Source organism: Streptomyces sp. NBC_00443 (assembly GCF_036014175.1).
Taxonomy (GTDB): Bacteria; Actinomycetota; Actinomycetes; order Streptomycetales; family Streptomycetaceae; genus Streptomyces.
Genome location: NZ_CP107917.1, coordinates 5,870,268 through 5,885,275, shown reverse-complemented (window position 1 = coordinate 5,885,275; position 15,008 = coordinate 5,870,268). Strand labels below are relative to the sequence as shown.

Genomic DNA, 15,008 nt, shown 5'->3' with positions numbered 1-15,008 from the left:
CGTTGACCCGGCCATGAAGAAGATCGGCGCGCTCGCCGCGCTCACCATGGCAGCCCTCGTACTCGCCGCCCCGGCCCACGCCGACGACGGCGACCGGGGTCGTATCACCATCGCCGGCTACTCCGCCGGCAACCTCTGCAGGGAGGCACTCGCTCTCGTCCCACTGGCCGCACCGTGGACCGGCGCCGCGGTCGACGACGCCTGCGCCAACCGCGACCACGTCGACGACACGCGGGACGAGGGCGCTGAGCCGGCCGTCAAGCGGTGAGGTGCGTCGGCGCGAACATCCGTAGCACCGCCGGGAGTACGACCACCGACGGGCCGGGGGTCTGAAGCGCCTTCGCCAGATCCGCCTCCAGTGTCTCCGGGGTCGTACGGACCCCGGGGACGCCGAAGGACTCGGCCAGGGCCACGTAGTCGGGGCGGGTCAGTTCCGTCGCCGTGGCCTCGCCGAAGGCGTCCGTCATGTACTCGCGCAGGATGCCGTAGCCGCCGTCGTCGACGATCAGCCAGGTGACCGGCAGGTCGTACTGCCTGGCCGTCGCCAACTCGGCGATCGAGTACAGGGCCCCGCCGTCGCCGGAGACCGCGAGCACCGGGCGGGTCGGGTCCGCGGCAGCCGCGCCGAGTGCCGCCGGGAAGCCGTAGCCGAGGCCGCCGGCGCCCTGGGCGGTGTGCATGTGGTTGGGGCCCTTGGCGTCGAAGGCCGACCAGGCCCAGTAGGCCAGGATCGTCATGTCCCAGAAGGACGGGGAGTCGGCGGGGAGCGCCTGGCGGACGGACGCCAGCACGTCCTGTTCCAGGGTGAGTTCCTGGGCGGCGATGCGGTCGGCGACCTTCGCGAGGACGGCACGTACCCGCTCGGACGCGGTGGGATCCGTGCGCTCCGCCACCGTCTCCAGCAGCGCCTGCAACGCGAGCCGCGCGTCCGCGTGGATGCCCAGTGCAGGATGGTTGGACTCCAGCTTGCCGAGGTCCGCCTCGATCTGGACGACCCGGCCCCGCGGCTTGAACGTGTGGTAGTTCGAGGAGAGTTCACCGAGGCCCGAGCCGACGACCAGGAGTACGTCGGCGTCCTCCAGGAAGTCCGTCGTGTGCCGGTCCTCGATCCAGGACTGGAGGGACAGCGGGTGCGTCCAGGGGAAGGCGCCCTTGCCGCCGGGGGTCGCGACGACCGGCGCCTGGAGCATCTCCGCGAGCTGCCTCAGCTTGCCCGAGGCGTCCGCCCGTACCACTCCCCCGCCCGCGATGATCGCCGGGCGCTCGGCGTGGGAGAGCAGGTGGGCGGCCACCGCCGTCAGTTCGGGGCGGGGCGGCAGTTCCTCGGGGAAGGCGTCGCCGCCCGTCACCACCGGGACCGACGTCTCGGCGAGCAGCACGTCCTGCGGGATCTCCACCCACACCGGGCCGTGCGGGGCCGTCAGCGCCGACTTCCAGGCCGCCTCGATCGCGGAGGGGATCTGGGACTGGGTGCGGACCGTGTGGACCGACTTCACCACGCCCCTGAACGAGGCCGCCTGTTCCGGGAGTTCGTGCAGGTAGCCGTGCCTGCCGCCGCCCAGCCCCGCCGTAGGGATCTGGCTGCTGATCGCCAGCACGGGCGCCGACGCGGCTGCCGCCTCCTGCAGCGCGGCCAGCGAGGTCAGTGCCCCGGGGCCGGTCGACAGCAGCAGCGGGGCAGCCTCGCCCGTGACCCGGCCGTACGCGTCCGCCGCGAACCCGGCGTTGTTCTCCACCCGCAGCCCGATGTACCGCAGGTCGGAGCGGCGCAACGCGTCGAACATGCCGAGCGCGTGCTGGCCGGGCAGCCCGAAGACCGTCGTCGTGCCGAGCGCCGCCAGCGTCTCCACGACCAGGTCCCCGCCGTTGCGCCCGGCGGGAGGATTCAGTGCAGCGTCGATCTGCGCCTGAGTCGGGCGGAGTACCAGGTCGTGGTCGTGAGTCACTTCGCTTCCGAGTCCTTCCGGGCCGCCGCGATCTGGCGGGACATGATCGTGGTGAGCTCGTACGCCGTGTGGGACGCGGCCACCGACGTGATCTCGGCGTGATCGTACGCGGGCGCCACCTCGACGACGTCCGCCGAGACCAGGTTGCAGGACGCGAGGCCCCGCAGGATCTCCAGCAGCTCGCGCGAGGTCATGCCGCCCGCCTCGGGGGTGCCGGTGCCGGGCGCGTGGGCCGGGTCGAGGCAGTCGATGTCGATGGAGATGTACAGGGGGCGGTCCCCGATGCGCTGGCGCAGCTGGTCGGCCACCTCGTCGGCGCCGCGGCGGTAGACGTCCGCCGAGGTGACGATGCCGAAGCCCATCTTCTCGTCGTCGGTCAGGTCCTGCTTGCCGTAGAGCGGACCTCGGATGCCGACGTGGGAGAGCGCCTCGGTGTCGAGGATGCCCTCCTCCACCGCCCGGCGGAACGGGGTGCCGTGGGTGTACTCCGCGCCGAAGTACGTGTCCCAGGTGTCGAGGTGGGCGTCGAAGTGGAGCAGGGCGACCGGGCCGTGCTTCTTGGCGACCGAGCGCAGCAGCGGCAGCGCGATGGTGTGGTCGCCGCCGAGCGTCATCAGGCGGGCGCCGGTGCCGAGCAGGTCGTCGGCGGCCGCCTCGACGGTCTCCACGGCCTCGTTGATGTTGAACGGGTTCACGGCGATGTCGCCGCCGTCCGCCACTTGCGCGAGGGCGAAGGGGGAGGCGTCCTGCGCCGGGTTGTACGGGCGCAGCAGCCGGGACGCCTCGCGGATCGCGTTGCCGCCGAAGCGGGCGCCCGGCCGGTACGAGACGCCCGAGTCGAACGGCACGCCGACCACGGCGACGTCGGCGCGGCCGACCTCGTCGAGGCGCGGGAGCCGGGCGAAGGTCGCGGGCCCGGCGTACCGCGGGATGCGGGAGGAGTCGACGGGGCCGCGGGGCGTCTCGTTACTGCTCATGTGGAAATGCCTTCTTTCCTACGCTTCATCGCGTATGCGGGATATCTGCCTATGACTCTACTGGTGAGCCGGCACCGGTTCGGACACGGGTTCGGGAGCCCGCCCGGCAAGGCGCTCACGCCAGGCGTCGAGTACGGCCGCGTCGGTCGGCTTTGTCATCAAGGAGACGGCGATGTACACGGCGAGGGAAGACAGCAGGCCGTAGTAGACGGGCTCGTTGGCGAGAATGCCGTAGGTCGCCATCAGGGCGATGACGGCGAGACCGCCGACCGCGACGGCGGCCAGCGCGCCCTGTGCCGTGCCCCGCTTCCACAGCAGTCCGCCGAGGATCGGGACGAGGAGTCCGCCGACGAGCAGGTTGTACGCCACCGTCAGCGCCTCGACGACGTTGTTGAGCGCGATGGCCGTGCCGATCACGGCGAGGCCCATGATGAGGATGAAGACGCGGTTGCCCTGCACCTCGTCACGCTCACCGGTCGTGATTCTTCCCCGCAGCCGTGACCAGATGTCGTTGTTGGCGACGGTCGCGCAGGCGATGAGCGCGCCGGAGGAGGTCGACATCACGGCGGCGAGGGCGGCGGCCAGCACCAACCCGCGCACGCCGACCGGGAGTTCGTCCTTGACGATGGTCGCGAAGGCGTCGTCCGGGCTGCCGAGCTTGGGGTAGAGCACCTTGGCCGCCGTACCGATGACGGCGCCGGCGAGGGCGTAGGCGAGGCAGTAGGTGCCCGCGACGGTGCCGCCCCACTTGGCGGTCGTGTCGCTGCGGGCGGTGAACACGCGCTGCCAGATGTCCTGCCCGATCAGCATGCCGAAGGTGTAGATCAGGACGTAGGTGAAGATCGTCTCGCCGCCTATGCCGAGCGGGTCGAAGTACTCGGTGGGCAGCTGGGCCTTCATCTCGCTGAACCCGCCGGCCTTGACGACGGCGATGGGCAGGAGCAGCAGGAGCACGCCGACGGTCTTCACCACGAACTGCACCATGTCGGTGAGCGTGATCGACCACATGCCGCCGAGCGTCGAGTAGGCGACGACGATCGAGCCGCCCAGGATGATCGCGACGGTGCGGTTCATGTCGAAGAGGACGTCGAAGATCGTGGCGTACGCGATGGTCGACGTGGTCGCGAGCATGAGGGTGTACGCCCACATGACCACGCCGGAGATGACGCCGGCCCGGCCGCCGTAGCGCAGGTCGAGCATCTCGGAGACGGTGTAGACCTTCAGGCGGGCGATGCGCGCCGAGAAGAACACGGAGAGCGCGAGCAGCCCGAGGCCGATGGTGAACACCATCCAGGCACCGGAGAGGCCGTACTGGTAGCCGAGCCCGACACCGCCGATGGTGGACGCGCCGCCGAGGACGATCGCGGCCATGGTGCCGGAGTACATCGTCGGCCCGAGCCGGCGGCCGGCGACCAGGAACTCGCTCTTGGACTTGGCACGGCGCATGCCCCACCAGCCCATGGCCAGCATGCCGGCCAGATAGACGACGATTACTGCGTAGTCGACGGCCACAGAGACCTCCCTCAATCGGACACTCGAAATTCGGACACTCGAAGTCGCCGGCGGGTGACAGGGGTCGACACTAGGTGGCCGGAAAGCGACTGCGAAGTGTACGTTTCATCCATCTGCGGTTGGGCGACTGAAGGAAACATCCACATGCCGGAGCCGGCTGTTCCGCCCACTCCCCCGGTGCCGCTCTCCGCGCTGCTGGCCAGAGAGGATCTGGCCCTGCGCCGGATCGCCGGACCGGCCGACTCGGACACGGTGATCCACTGGGCGCACACCTCGGAAATGGCCGATCCCTTTCCCTACCTCCTGGGCGGCGAGCTGCTGCTGACGGCCGGGGTCCACGTCCCGGAGGCGGCGGGCTCGGGCACGTACTTCGACGACTACGTGTCGCGGATCGTCGCGGCGGGCGGCGCGGCCCTCGGCTTCGGGCTCGCCCCGGTCCACGACACGGTGCCGCGCGCCCTGGTGGCGGCGTGCGACGCCTATGAACTGCCGCTCCTGGAGGTCCCGCCCCAGACCACCTTCTCGGGCGTGGCCCGTGCCGTCTGGCAACTCATGGCCCAGGCCCGCCACACCGAACTGCGCCGCGTGACGGAGGCCCAGCAGAGCCTTGCCGCGGCGGCCTCTCGCGCCGACCCGGTACCCGCCGTCCTGCGGCAACTGGCCCAGCGCGTGGGCGGTTGGGCGGTGCTGTACGGGCCGGAGGGGGCGGTGATCGGGGAGGCGGGGCGGGCGGCGCCCGGGGGCGCGGTGCGGGGAGCGCTGGCGGAGCTGGCCACGGTGGTACGGCCCGTGGTGCCGGCGTCGGGCGGCGAGACCGCACGGCAGCCGTCCGGCCCGCAGACGCCGGCGTACCCGCAGCCCACGTCCACGGTCACCGGCCCGGAGTCCGCCCGTCCAACCAGCGGCCCGCAAACCACCCGACCGGCCACCGGCTCGCAACCCGCGCGAACCACCACCGGCGCCCAGGCCACCCGCCCGACCGGCACCCCGGGTGCCGCGCGAGCAACGACATACCCGCAACCCCCGACCACCGACCCGGACCCCGCCCGCACAACCAGCGGCCCACAAACCACCCGACCGGCCACCGGCTCGCAACCCGCGCGAACCACCACCGGCGCCCAGGCCACCCGCCCGACCGGCGCCCCGGGTGCCGCGCGGGCAGGCGGTCGTGGCCCCGCAGAGCAGACCGCCCGCCTCGAAGCCGCACGCCCGAGCGCCGGGCCCGCCGCCACCCCCTCCTCCGCCTCCGACACCATCGCCGGCACCCACCTCTCGGCCTACGCCCTCGGCAGTGGCCAGGGCTTCGTCCTCGGTGTCGCCGCCCCGCGCCGGGACTCGGGCGACCACACCATCGCCTCCGTCGCCGCCGTGCTCCTCTCCCTCCTCACCGGCGAGCACCAGAGCGGCTCGGGAGCGGCCCGCTCGTCCGCGCTCGTACGGCTGCTGCTGGGGGCCGAGCCGGAGGCGGTGGCTCCGCTGCTGGGCGCCGAGCGCCGGCTGGTGGTCCACGGCAGCCCCGACACCCAGCCCTGCGACCCCGTGGCCGCCTCCGCGCTGGGCGCGGCCCTGGGCTCCCCGCTGGTCGACCTGGCGCAGGACGTCGTACGCGTCCTCGCCCCGGCGGACCGCGAACCGGCCCCGCAGCCGGGCTGGACGCTGGGCGTCAGCGCCCCGGCGACCGCGCGGGACTGGCCGGCGGCCGACACCCAGGCGGCGCGGGCCCTGTCCAGGGCGAGGGCCACACGCATGCCCCTGTTCCGGCACGGCACCCAGCGCCCGGCCCTCACCGACCTGCTCGCCCCCGACGAGGCCGAGGCCCACGCCCGCGACCTCCTCGCGCCGCTCACCGCCCCGCTCACGGAGACCCTGCGCACCTGGCTCTCCCTGCACGGCAGCTGGGACCGCACGGCCGTCGCCCTGTCCGTCCACCGCAACACCGTCCGGCAGCGGATCGCCCGGTGCGCGGCGCTGCTGGAGACGGACCTGGACGACCCGGACGTACGGATGGAACTGTGGTTCGCCCTGCGCCGGATCGAGCCATGATCGGCGAGTGACCCGCGTCGCACGCGCTCCGGACGCGGCCGTTCCAGCAGTTGTCTGCCTCACAATGGGAACCATGCCGATACCCGGGACACTCAGCCGCGCCGAGCTTGTCGACCACCTCGTCAGAACCCGTATCGCGGGCGATGTCGCCACTCCCCGCGAGAACAACCTCTCCCACTACCGCAAGCTGGCGAACGGCGACCGCCACTACTGGCTCGGCCTGGAGCTCGGCGACCGCTGGACCGACGAGCAGGACGTGCTCGCGGTGATGGCGGAGCGCGTCGGCGTGAACGACGACGCGGAGCACCGCCACGGCCAGGACACCATCGACCCCGAGCTGACGGTGGCCGCGCTGGAGCGGATGGCGGCCCGGCTGCGCAAGGCGGCGGACGGCGGTCAGCGGGTCCTGTTCGCGACCGGTCACCCGGGCGGCCTGCTGGACGTCCACCGCGCGACGGCGGATGCCCTGCGCACGGCGGGCTGCGAGATCGTCGTGATCCCGGACGGCCTGCAGACCGACGAGGGTTACGTCATGCAGTTCGCGGACGTCGCGGTCCTGGAACACGGCGCCACCCTCTGGCACACCCACTCCGGCGAGCCGATGAAGGCCATCCTCAGGGGACTCGAGCGCGAGGGCCGTCCGCTGCCGGACCTGGTCGTCGCCGACCACGGCTGGGCAGGCTACGCCGGACAGCACGGGCTGGACTCCATGGGCTACGCGGACTGCAACGACCCGGCGCTGTTCCTCGCGGAGGCGGAGGGGACGGTTCAGGTGGTGGTACCGCTGGACGACCATGTGGTGAGCCCGCGCCACTACGACCCGATGACGGCGTTCCTGCTGGCGGAGGCGGGGCTCGGCTAGAACGGGCAGGGGGCCTCGTGCTGTTGCGCAACGTCACACCGGACGACGTCGACGCCTACGTCCGTATGCGCTGCGATCCCATCATGATGGCGGACCTCGGCGGACCCCTTCCGCGCGAGGGCATACGGGACAAGGTCCTGCGGGACGCCCGGGAGGCGGCGGCGGACCTCGCCTGGATCAAGATGATCGTGCCGGCGCCGGACGCGCCCGACGTGGTGGCGGGGGGCGTGACCCTCTGGTCGTACGACACGGACGACGGGCCCGTCTCCGAGATCGGCTGGATGGTCCTGCCGGAGTTCCAGGGCCGGGGGCTGGGCAAGCGCGCCGCCCGGGCCCTGCTCGAACAGGCTCGGGACGAGAACCGCTGGGGTGTCGTGCACGCCTTCCCGGCCACGGGTAACACAGCCTCGAACGGCATCTGCCGCTCGCTCGGCTTCCGGTTGCTCGGCGAACGCGAGGTGACGTTCGCCGACCGGATCCTGCACAGCAACCACTGGGCCGTCGACCCTCGCGTCGATCTGGCCTGACGTCAGGACCGGCGGGCGGGGCGCGGGCGGGTCACCGCGGGATGCGGACCACGCCCTCCTGGATCACCGACACCGCCAACTGACCGTCCTGGGTGTAGATGCGGGCCTGCCCGAGGCCGCGTCCGCCGTGCGCCGACGGTGACTCCTGGTCGTACAGCAGCCACTCGTCCGCACGGAAGGGACGGTGGAACCACATCGCGTGGTCCAGCGAGGCGCCGACCACGTCGCCGACCGCCCAGCCGCCCCGCCCGTGCGCGAGCAGCACGGAGTCGAGGAGGGTCATGTCGGAGACGTAGGTGGCGAGTACGACGTGCAGGAGGGGGTCGTCGGCCAGCTTGCCGTTGGTGCGGAACCACACCTGGGAGTGCGGTTCGCGGGGCTCGCCGAACCTGCCGTACGGCGGCTCGTCGACATAGCGCAGGTCGACCGCCTCGCGTGCCTCCAGGAACTTCTCCACCACCGCCGGATCGAGGTGGCCGTAGTCCCGCAGCCGCTCCTCGGAGGTGGGCAGCGTCACCGGATCGGGTGAGGGAGGCATGGGGGCCTGGTGGTCCATCCCCTCCTCGTACAGCTGGAAGGAGGCCGACAGGGCGAAGATCGGCTTGCCGTGCTGCACCGCGACCACCCGGCGGGTGGTGAAGGAACGCCCGTCACGCATGCGGTCGACGTTGTAGACGATGGGCACGCCCGGGTCCCCGGCGCGCAGGAAGTACGCGTGGAGCGAGTGGGCGTGGCGGTCCTCGGGGACCGTGCGCCCGGCAGCGACGAGCGCCTGGGCCGCGACCTGCCCGCCGAACACGCGCGGGACGACGGCGGACCGGGACTGGCCGCGGAATATGTCCTCCTCGATCTGCTCCAGGTCGAGCAGATCGAGGAGTCCCTGTAGTGCCTGGTTCATGGCACCTTTTCTACTGGCAGGTAATTTCGCGGACCTTACGGGTCCGTGTCCTACAGGCCCATGTCCTTCGCGATGATCGACTTCATGATCTCGCTGGTGCCGCCGTAGATCCGGTTGACGCGGTTGTCCGCGTACAGGCGGGCGATCGGGTACTCGTTCATGAAGCCGTAGCCGCCGTGCAGCTGGAGGCAGCGGTCGATCACGCGGTGCGCGACCTCGGTGCAGAAGAGCTTCGCGGAGGCGGCCTCGGCGGGCGTCAGCTCGCCGGCGTCCAGGGCCTCCAGCGTGCGGTCGGCGACCGCCTCGGCGGCGTCGACCTCTGCCTGGCAGGCGGCCAGCTCGAACTTGGTGTTCTGGAAGGACGCGACGGTCTTGCCGAAGACGGTGCGCTCCTGCACGTACTGCTTGGCGAACCGGACGGCCGCCTTGGCCTGCGCGTAGGCGCCGAAGGCGATGCCCCAGCGCTCGGAGGCGAGGTTGTGGCCGAGGTAGTAGAAGCCCTTGTTCTCCTCACCGAGGAGGTCCTCGACCGGGACCTTCACGTCGACGAACGCCAGCTCGGCGGTGTCGGAGGTCTTCAGGCCGAGCTTGTCCAGCTTGCGACCGACGGAGTAGCCCTCGGCCTTGGTGTCCACGGCGAACAGCGAGATGCCGTGGCGGCGGTCCTCGGCGCTGGGCGCGTCGGTGCGGGCGCAGACGATCACGCGGTCGGCGTGGACGCCGCCGGTGATGAAGGTCTTGGCGCCGTTGAGGACGTAGTGCGTGCCGTCCTCGCTCAGCTTGGCGGTGGTCTTCATGCCCGCGAGGTCGGAGCCGGTGCCCGGCTCGGTCATCGCCAGCGCCCACATCTCCTCACCGGAGACGAACTTCGGCAGGAACCGCTTCTTCTGCTCGTCGCTGGCGAGCATCTTGATGTACGGCAGGCCGAGCAGCACGTGCACGCCGGAGCCGCCGAACTGGACGCCCGCGCGGGACGTCTCCTCGTACATCACGGCCTCGAACTTGTACGAGTCGATGCCGGCGCCGCCGTACTCCTCGTCGACGCGGATGCCGAAGACGCCGAGCTCGGCGAGCTTGTAGTAGAAGTCGCGGGGCGCCTGGCCCGCCGCGAACCACTCGTCGTAGACCGGGACGACCTCGGCCTCGATGAAGGCGCGGATGGTCTCCCGGAACGCCTCGTGATCCTCGTTGAACACCGTACGGCGCACGCCGTCCACCTCCACCGGTACATGTCTAAGCGCTTGCTCACTCAACCGTACCGGCGAGTATCCACAGGCGTCCAGGGGTCAAGGTCCGTAACGCTCGTCACTCCGGGACCGCCTAGCGGCGCCGCTCGGAACCGGACCCGACCGGACGCCGCCGTTGCCCGCGTCCTGCCCGCAGCAGCCGTACGCCCACGAACGCCAGGGCCGCCACGGCCACGATCACCAGGATCGCCTTGGAGTAGAGGCCGACCAGGTCGGTGACCTCGTGCCAGCGGGCGCCGAGGGCGTAGCCGGCGGCGATGAAGGCGGTGTTCCAGATGAGGCTGCCCGCCGTGGTGAGGGCGAGGAACACGGGGAGCCGCATGCGTTCGACTCCCGCCGGTATCGAGATCAGGCTGCGGAAGATCGGCACGAAGCGGCCGAAGAACACGGCCTTGGTGCCGTGCCGGAGGAACCAGGCCTCGGTCCGTTCCACGTCCGCGGCCTTCACCAGTGGCAGCCGCGCCGCCACGGCGATCAGCCGGTCCCGACCCAGGAGCGCGCCCAGCAGGTACAGGGCCAGTGCGCCCACCACCGAACCGGCCGTCGTCCAGGCAACGGCCCCGACGACGTCCATCCGGCCCTGGCTCGCCGTGAACCCCGCCAACGGCAGGATCACCTCGCTCGGCAGCGGTGGGAAGAGGTTCTCCAGGGCGATGGCCAGGCCGGCGCCGGGGCCGCCCAGCTTCTCCATCAGGTCGGCGGCCCAGCCGGCGACTCCACCGACGGGCGCCTCGGACGCAGCAGCAATGATCATGCAGGCCACTTTACGAAGTCTTGACCTAAGGGCGGTATGAGGAGGGCCTCATATCCGGCTGTGGGAACCCGCACAGGAAGAGTGCGGTTTTCCGCAGGGCGCCGCCCCGGCCGCCTTGGCTAGCCTGATCCGTCGTGATCGGATTCACCGAGCGCTGGCTCCGCCTCGCCGTCGGGCTGCTGCTGGGCGGGCTGACGGCGGTGGCCGAGCTCGTCTGCGTCCTGGGCGGCCGGGTGCGCAGGCCGCTGACCCGGCGCCCTTCCCCCGTCCCCGCGAGCGCGCTGCGCCTCGCCGCCCTGGAGCGGCGCCGCCTCGCGGTCTTCCACGCCGTCGAGCTGGACCCGCCGCGCACCGGAAGGGCGGCGTACGGGTACGTGGCGGCACGCTGGCCGCTCGGCCTGTTCGGGCTGCTGGTGCTGCTGACCTCGCTGGTCGGGCTCGCCTACGCGTCCTTGCTGGTGTGGGCCTGGTTCGTGATGGACCCCGACCACCTCGGCACCGTCGCGCTGTCCGGGCTGGGCGGCGTCTTCCTCCTGTTCCTGTGCGCACAGGGCGGACGCGGGCTGGCGCAGCTGGACGAGCAGCTGGCCCGGCGGCATCTCGGCCCCAGCGAGACGGAGCTGCTGCGGCGCCGGGTCGGTGAACTGGCCGAGACCCGGGCCGGGGTGATGCAGGCCGTGCACGACGAACGGCGGCGCATCGAGCGCGACCTGCACGACGGCGTGCAGCAGCGCCTGGTCGCCCTGGGCATGCTGCTGGGCCGGGCCCTGCGCACGACCGACCCCGCCAAGGCGGACGCGCTCCTGCGCCAGGCCCACGAGGAGTCCGCCCACGCACTGACGGAGCTGCGCGAGACGGCCTGGCGGATCTACCCCGCCGCCCTGGACGAGCGCGGGCTGGCCGCGGCCCTGGAGGGACTCGCGGAGCGCTCGGTCCTGCCCGTCGAGGTGACGTACGGCCTCGACGGCACCCCGCCCCCGGTCCCCGTACAGACGGTCGCGTACTTCGTGGCCGCCGAAGCCGTCACCAACACCCTGAAACACTCGGGCGCGACCCGGGCAGCGATCCGGGTGACCGGACGACACGACGGCATCGTGATCCACATCGAGGACAACGGCACCGGCGGCGCCCCCCGCCACCCCACCACCGGCGGCCTCCTCGGCCTCTCCCGCCGCATCGCCGCCCTGGACGGCCACCTGACCATCGACAGCCCACCCGGCGGCCCCACCCTCATCACCGCGGAGCTCCCATGCGCGTCATGATCGCCGAGGACTCGGCACTGCTGAGAGAGGGCCTCGTGCGGCTGCTCGCCGAGGAGGGGCATGTCGTGGCGGCGGCCGTGGGGGACGCGGAGGCGTTGCTGGTGGCGGTGGCGGCCGAGCCGCCCGACATCGTCGTGGTGGATGTCCGGATGCCGCCCACGCACACCGACGAGGGGCTGCGCGCCGCGCTGCGGATCCGTGAGCGGCATCCCGGTACGGCCGTGCTGGTGCTGTCGCAGTACGTCGAGCGCCGCTACGCCACCGAGCTGCTCGGCGGCAGCAGCGAGGGCGTCGGGTACCTGCTCAAGGACCGGGTCATGCAGGTGGAGGAGTTTCTCGCCGCCCTGGAGCGCGTGGGCGCCGGCGGCACCGCCTTCGACCCCGAGGTGGTCCGGCGGCTCCTCGCCCGCGGCGCCCGCACCGACCCGCTGCACGGGCTCACGCCCCGGGAGCGCGACGTCCTGGCGCTGATGGCGCAGGGCTGCACCAACGCGGCCATCGCGCAGCAGCTCTACGTCTCACAGAGCGCGGTCGAGAAGCACACCAACGCGATCTTCGACAAGTTCGGCCTGACCGGCACGACCGGATACAGCCGCCGCGTCCTCGCCGTACTGCGTCACCTGAGCGCCCCGGCCGAGGGATAGCACCGGCAGCCGTACGGCTCACTCCATCCCGGCCGCCCCGAACGCCCCCCGCGCCATCCGGTGCAGCAGCACCGCCGTGACTCCCCGCCCCGGCAGCGACCCCGAGCGCCCCAGGTGCGGCGTCGAGTTCAGCAGCCCGAACACCGAGTGCACGGCCGACCGGGCCGTCGGCTCCGTGAGGTCCGGGTACACCTTGCGCACCACCTCCACCCACAGCTCGACGTACTGCCGCTGGAGCTGCCGTACGAGCTTGCGGTCGCTGTCGCGCAGGCGGTCCAGCTCGCGGTCGTGCAGGGTGATGAGGGGCCGGTCGTCGAGGGCGAAGTCGATGTGGCCCTCGATGAGCGAGTCGAGCACCGCCTCCGGCGGCACGCCGTCGGCCTCCGCGAGGCGCCGCTTCGCGCCGGTCAGCAGCTGGCCGCTGATGCCGACCAGCAGCTCGGCGAGCATCGCGTCCTTGCCGGCGAAGTGCCGGTAGAGACCGGGGCCGCTGATGCCCACGGCGGCGCCTATCTCGTCGACACCGACGCCGTGGAATCCACGCTCGGCGAAGAGCCGCGCGGCCTCCTTGAGGATCTGTTCGCGGCGGGTCGGGGCGTCGGTTCTGGTGGCCATGGAAGCAATTCTAGACAGGGAGGTTAGCGGTCGTTAACCTGAAGGAAATGCGTTAACGCTCATTAACTGGTCGACCACTGGGTGAGGGGACCGCACGATGCACGAGGCACCGGAGCTTGCGAGCGCGGCAGATCCCGCGTCTCAGGCCTGGCAAGCCAACGAGGAGGCCCACCGGGCGCTCGTGGAGGAGCTGCGCGGCAAGCTCGCCGCCGCCCGGCTGGGAGGCGGCGAGAAGGCGCGCGACCGGCACACCGCGCGCGGAAAGCTGCTGCCGCGCGACCGCGTGGACACCCTCCTCGACCCCGGCTCACCCTTCCTGGAGCTCGCTGCGCTCGCCGCCGACGGCATGTACGACGGGCAGGCCCCGGCCGCCGGCGTCATCGCCGGGATCGGGAGGGTCAGCGGGCGCGAGTGCGTGATCGTGGCCAACGACGCCACGGTCAAGGGCGGGACGTACTACCCGATGACCGTGAAGAAGCACCTGCGCGCGCAGGAGGTGGCCCTGGAGAACCGCCTGCCGTGTCTCTACCTCGTCGACTCCGGCGGCGCCTTCCTGCCCATGCAGGACGAGGTCTTCCCGGACCGGGAGCACTTCGGGCGGATCTTCTACAACCAGGCCCGCATGTCGGGCGCCGGCATCCCGCAGATCGCCGCCGTGCTGGGCTCGTGCACCGCGGGCGGCGCCTATGTGCCCGCCATGAGCGACGAGGCCGTCATCGTCCGCAACCAGGGCACGATCTTCCTCGGCGGCCCCCCGCTGGTGAAGGCCGCCACCGGTGAGGTCGTCACGGCGGAGGAGCTGGGCGGCGGTGAGGTCCACTCCCGGGTGTCCGGCGTGACCGACCACCTCGCCGAGGACGACCCCCACGCGCTGCGGATCGTGCGGAACATCGTCGCGACGCTCCCCGCGCGCGGCAGCCTCCCCTGGGAGGTCACTCCCGCCACGGAACCGAAGGTCGACCCGTACGGACTCTACGGCGCGGTACCCGTCGACTCCCGCACTCCCTACGACGTACGCGAGATCATCGCGCGCGTGGCCGACGGCTCCCGTTTCTCGGAGTTCAAGTCCGAGTTCGGCCAGACCCTCGTCACCGGCTTCGCCCGTATCCACGGCCACCCGGTCGGCATCGTCGCCAACAACGGCATCCTGTTCTCCGAGTCCGCCCAGAAGGGCGCCCACTTCATCGAGCTGTGCGACCAGCGCGGCATCCCGCTGGTCTTCCTGCAGAACATCTCCGGCTTCATGGTCGGCAAGGACTACGAGGCGGGCGGCATCGCCAAGCACGGCGCCAAGATGGTCACGGCGGTGGCCTGCACGCGCGTGCCGAAGCTGACGGTGGTGGTCGGCGGGTCGTACGGCGCCGGGAACTACTCGATGTGCGGCCGCGCCTACTCCCCCCGCTTCCTGTGGATGTGGCCGGGCGCCAAGATCTCCGTCATGGGCGGCGAACAGGCCGCCTCCGTCCTCGCGACCGTCAAGCGGGACCAGCTGGAGGCGCGGGGCGAGGACTGGGCGGCCACGGACGAGGACGCGTTCAAGGCCCCGATCCGGGAGCAGTACGAGCGCCAGGGCAACGCCTACTACGCGACGGCCCGCCTCTGGGACGACGGCGTGATCGACCCGCTGGAGACCCGTCAGGTGCTGGGCCTCGCCCTGACCGCCTGTGCCAACGCGCCCCTGGGTGACCCCCAGTTCGGCGTCTTCCGGATGTGAGGGGGAC

14 protein-coding genes are annotated in these 15,008 nt (G+C 71.8%); 7 read left to right on the top strand and 7 right to left on the bottom strand.

Annotation, left to right across the window (positions count from 1 at the left end):
• Positions 1-13 precede the first annotated feature (13 nt).
• Positions 14-268: a hypothetical protein gene (locus OHO27_RS26685; RefSeq protein WP_328427505.1), complete on the top strand. Its 255-nt coding sequence runs from the start codon at positions 14-16 to the stop codon at positions 266-268.
• On the opposite strand, the gene OHO27_RS26680 is transcribed toward OHO27_RS26685, so the two are convergent.
• From OHO27_RS26680 to OHO27_RS26670, 3 genes are read right to left on the bottom strand one after another with little or no spacing between them, the layout of a single operon-like run.
• Positions 258-1,946, bottom strand: a complete 1,689-nt coding sequence (locus OHO27_RS26680; RefSeq protein WP_328427504.1) for a thiamine pyrophosphate-binding protein — start codon at positions 1,944-1,946, stop codon at positions 258-260. The genes OHO27_RS26685 and OHO27_RS26680 overlap by 11 nt on opposite strands.
• A complete protein-coding gene (gene speB / locus OHO27_RS26675; protein WP_031114210.1) occupies positions 1,943-2,923 on the bottom strand; it encodes an agmatinase in 981 nt (326 codons plus the stop codon). The genes OHO27_RS26680 and speB overlap by 4 nt, the downstream gene beginning before the upstream one ends.
• A 57-nt stretch (positions 2,924-2,980) precedes the next feature.
• A complete protein-coding gene (locus OHO27_RS26670) occupies positions 2,981-4,435 on the bottom strand; it encodes a sodium:solute symporter (RefSeq protein ID WP_328427503.1) in 1,455 nt (484 codons plus the stop codon).
• Between the two features lie 144 nt (positions 4,436-4,579).
• Between OHO27_RS26670 and OHO27_RS26665 the strand changes: the two genes are divergently transcribed.
• The 3 genes from OHO27_RS26665 to OHO27_RS26655 all read left to right on the top strand — a co-directional run bounded on the left by OHO27_RS26665 (position 4,580) and on the right by OHO27_RS26655 (position 7,867).
• Positions 4,580-6,478, top strand: a complete 1,899-nt coding sequence (locus OHO27_RS26665; protein ID WP_328427502.1) for a PucR family transcriptional regulator ligand-binding domain-containing protein — start codon at positions 4,580-4,582, stop codon at positions 6,476-6,478.
• Between the two features lie 73 nt (positions 6,479-6,551).
• The gene (locus tag OHO27_RS26660) at positions 6,552-7,340 is read left to right on the top strand and encodes a phosphatase (protein WP_328427501.1); all 789 of its coding nucleotides are present in this window, start codon (positions 6,552-6,554) and stop codon (positions 7,338-7,340) included.
• 17 nt (positions 7,341-7,357) lie between these two features.
• Positions 7,358-7,867 carry a GNAT family N-acetyltransferase gene (locus OHO27_RS26655; protein WP_328427500.1) on the top strand — a complete coding sequence of 170 codons (510 nt, stop codon included), beginning with the start codon at positions 7,358-7,360 and terminating at the stop codon, positions 7,865-7,867.
• Positions 7,868-7,898: 31 nt separating this feature from the next.
• Here the strand turns inward: OHO27_RS26655 and OHO27_RS26650 are convergent, their stop codons facing one another.
• The 3 genes from OHO27_RS26650 to OHO27_RS26640 all read right to left on the bottom strand — a co-directional run bounded on the left by OHO27_RS26650 (position 7,899) and on the right by OHO27_RS26640 (position 10,766).
• Positions 7,899-8,765, bottom strand: a complete 867-nt coding sequence (locus OHO27_RS26650) for an acyl-CoA thioesterase (protein ID WP_328427499.1) — start codon at positions 8,763-8,765, stop codon at positions 7,899-7,901.
• Between the two features lie 50 nt (positions 8,766-8,815).
• Positions 8,816-9,973: an acyl-CoA dehydrogenase family protein gene (locus OHO27_RS26645; RefSeq protein ID WP_328427498.1), complete on the bottom strand. Its 1,158-nt coding sequence runs from the start codon at positions 9,971-9,973 to the stop codon at positions 8,816-8,818.
• A gap of 112 nt (positions 9,974-10,085) precedes the next feature.
• Positions 10,086-10,766, bottom strand: a complete 681-nt coding sequence (locus tag OHO27_RS26640) for a DedA family protein (RefSeq protein WP_328427497.1) — start codon at positions 10,764-10,766, stop codon at positions 10,086-10,088.
• A gap of 134 nt (positions 10,767-10,900) precedes the next feature.
• Here OHO27_RS26640 and OHO27_RS26635 point away from each other — a divergent pair, with 134 nt between their 5' ends.
• Together OHO27_RS26635 and OHO27_RS26630 are read left to right on the top strand one after the other, a co-directional pair.
• Positions 10,901-12,028: a sensor histidine kinase gene (locus OHO27_RS26635; protein WP_443059601.1), complete on the top strand. Its 1,128-nt coding sequence runs from the start codon at positions 10,901-10,903 to the stop codon at positions 12,026-12,028.
• Positions 12,016-12,672 (top strand): response regulator transcription factor, encoded by a 657-nt coding sequence (locus OHO27_RS26630; protein ID WP_328427496.1) that lies wholly within the window; start codon positions 12,016-12,018, stop codon positions 12,670-12,672. The genes OHO27_RS26635 and OHO27_RS26630 overlap by 13 nt, the downstream gene beginning before the upstream one ends.
• 18 nt (positions 12,673-12,690) lie before the next feature.
• On the opposite strand, the gene OHO27_RS26625 is transcribed toward OHO27_RS26630, so the two are convergent.
• Complete coding sequence (locus OHO27_RS26625; RefSeq protein WP_328427495.1) at positions 12,691-13,287, bottom strand: SACE_7040 family transcriptional regulator; 597 nt, start codon at positions 13,285-13,287, stop codon at positions 12,691-12,693.
• A 97-nt stretch (positions 13,288-13,384) separates the two neighbouring features.
• Between OHO27_RS26625 and OHO27_RS26620 the strand changes: the two genes are divergently transcribed.
• Positions 13,385-15,001 carry a carboxyl transferase domain-containing protein gene (locus tag OHO27_RS26620; protein WP_328427494.1) on the top strand — a complete coding sequence of 539 codons (1,617 nt, stop codon included), beginning with the start codon at positions 13,385-13,387 and terminating at the stop codon, positions 14,999-15,001.
• The last annotated feature ends 7 nt before the right edge of the window (positions 15,002-15,008 follow it).

Excerpts from the sequence above, each read along its gene's own strand:
- OHO27_RS26660 (WP_328427501.1), top strand. The coding sequence starts at position 6,552 with ATGCCGATACCCGGGACACTCAGCCGCGCCGAGCTTGTCGACCACCTC.
- OHO27_RS26665 (WP_328427502.1), top strand. The coding sequence starts at position 4,580 with ATGCCGGAGCCGGCTGTTCCGCCCACTCCCCCGGTGCCGCTCTCCGCG.
- OHO27_RS26650 (WP_328427499.1), bottom strand. The coding sequence starts at position 8,765 with ATGAACCAGGCACTACAGGGACTCCTCGATCTGCTCGACCTGGAGCAG.
- speB (WP_031114210.1), bottom strand. The coding sequence starts at position 2,923 with ATGAGCAGTAACGAGACGCCCCGCGGCCCCGTCGACTCCTCCCGCATC.
- OHO27_RS26685 (WP_328427505.1), top strand. The coding sequence starts at position 14 with ATGAAGAAGATCGGCGCGCTCGCCGCGCTCACCATGGCAGCCCTCGTA.
- OHO27_RS26630 (WP_328427496.1), top strand. The coding sequence starts at position 12,016 with ATGCGCGTCATGATCGCCGAGGACTCGGCACTGCTGAGAGAGGGCCTC.
- OHO27_RS26640 (WP_328427497.1), bottom strand. The coding sequence starts at position 10,766 with ATGATCATTGCTGCTGCGTCCGAGGCGCCCGTCGGTGGAGTCGCCGGC.
- OHO27_RS26625 (WP_328427495.1), bottom strand. The coding sequence starts at position 13,287 with ATGGCCACCAGAACCGACGCCCCGACCCGCCGCGAACAGATCCTCAAG.
- OHO27_RS26620 (WP_328427494.1), top strand. The coding sequence starts at position 13,385 with ATGCACGAGGCACCGGAGCTTGCGAGCGCGGCAGATCCCGCGTCTCAG.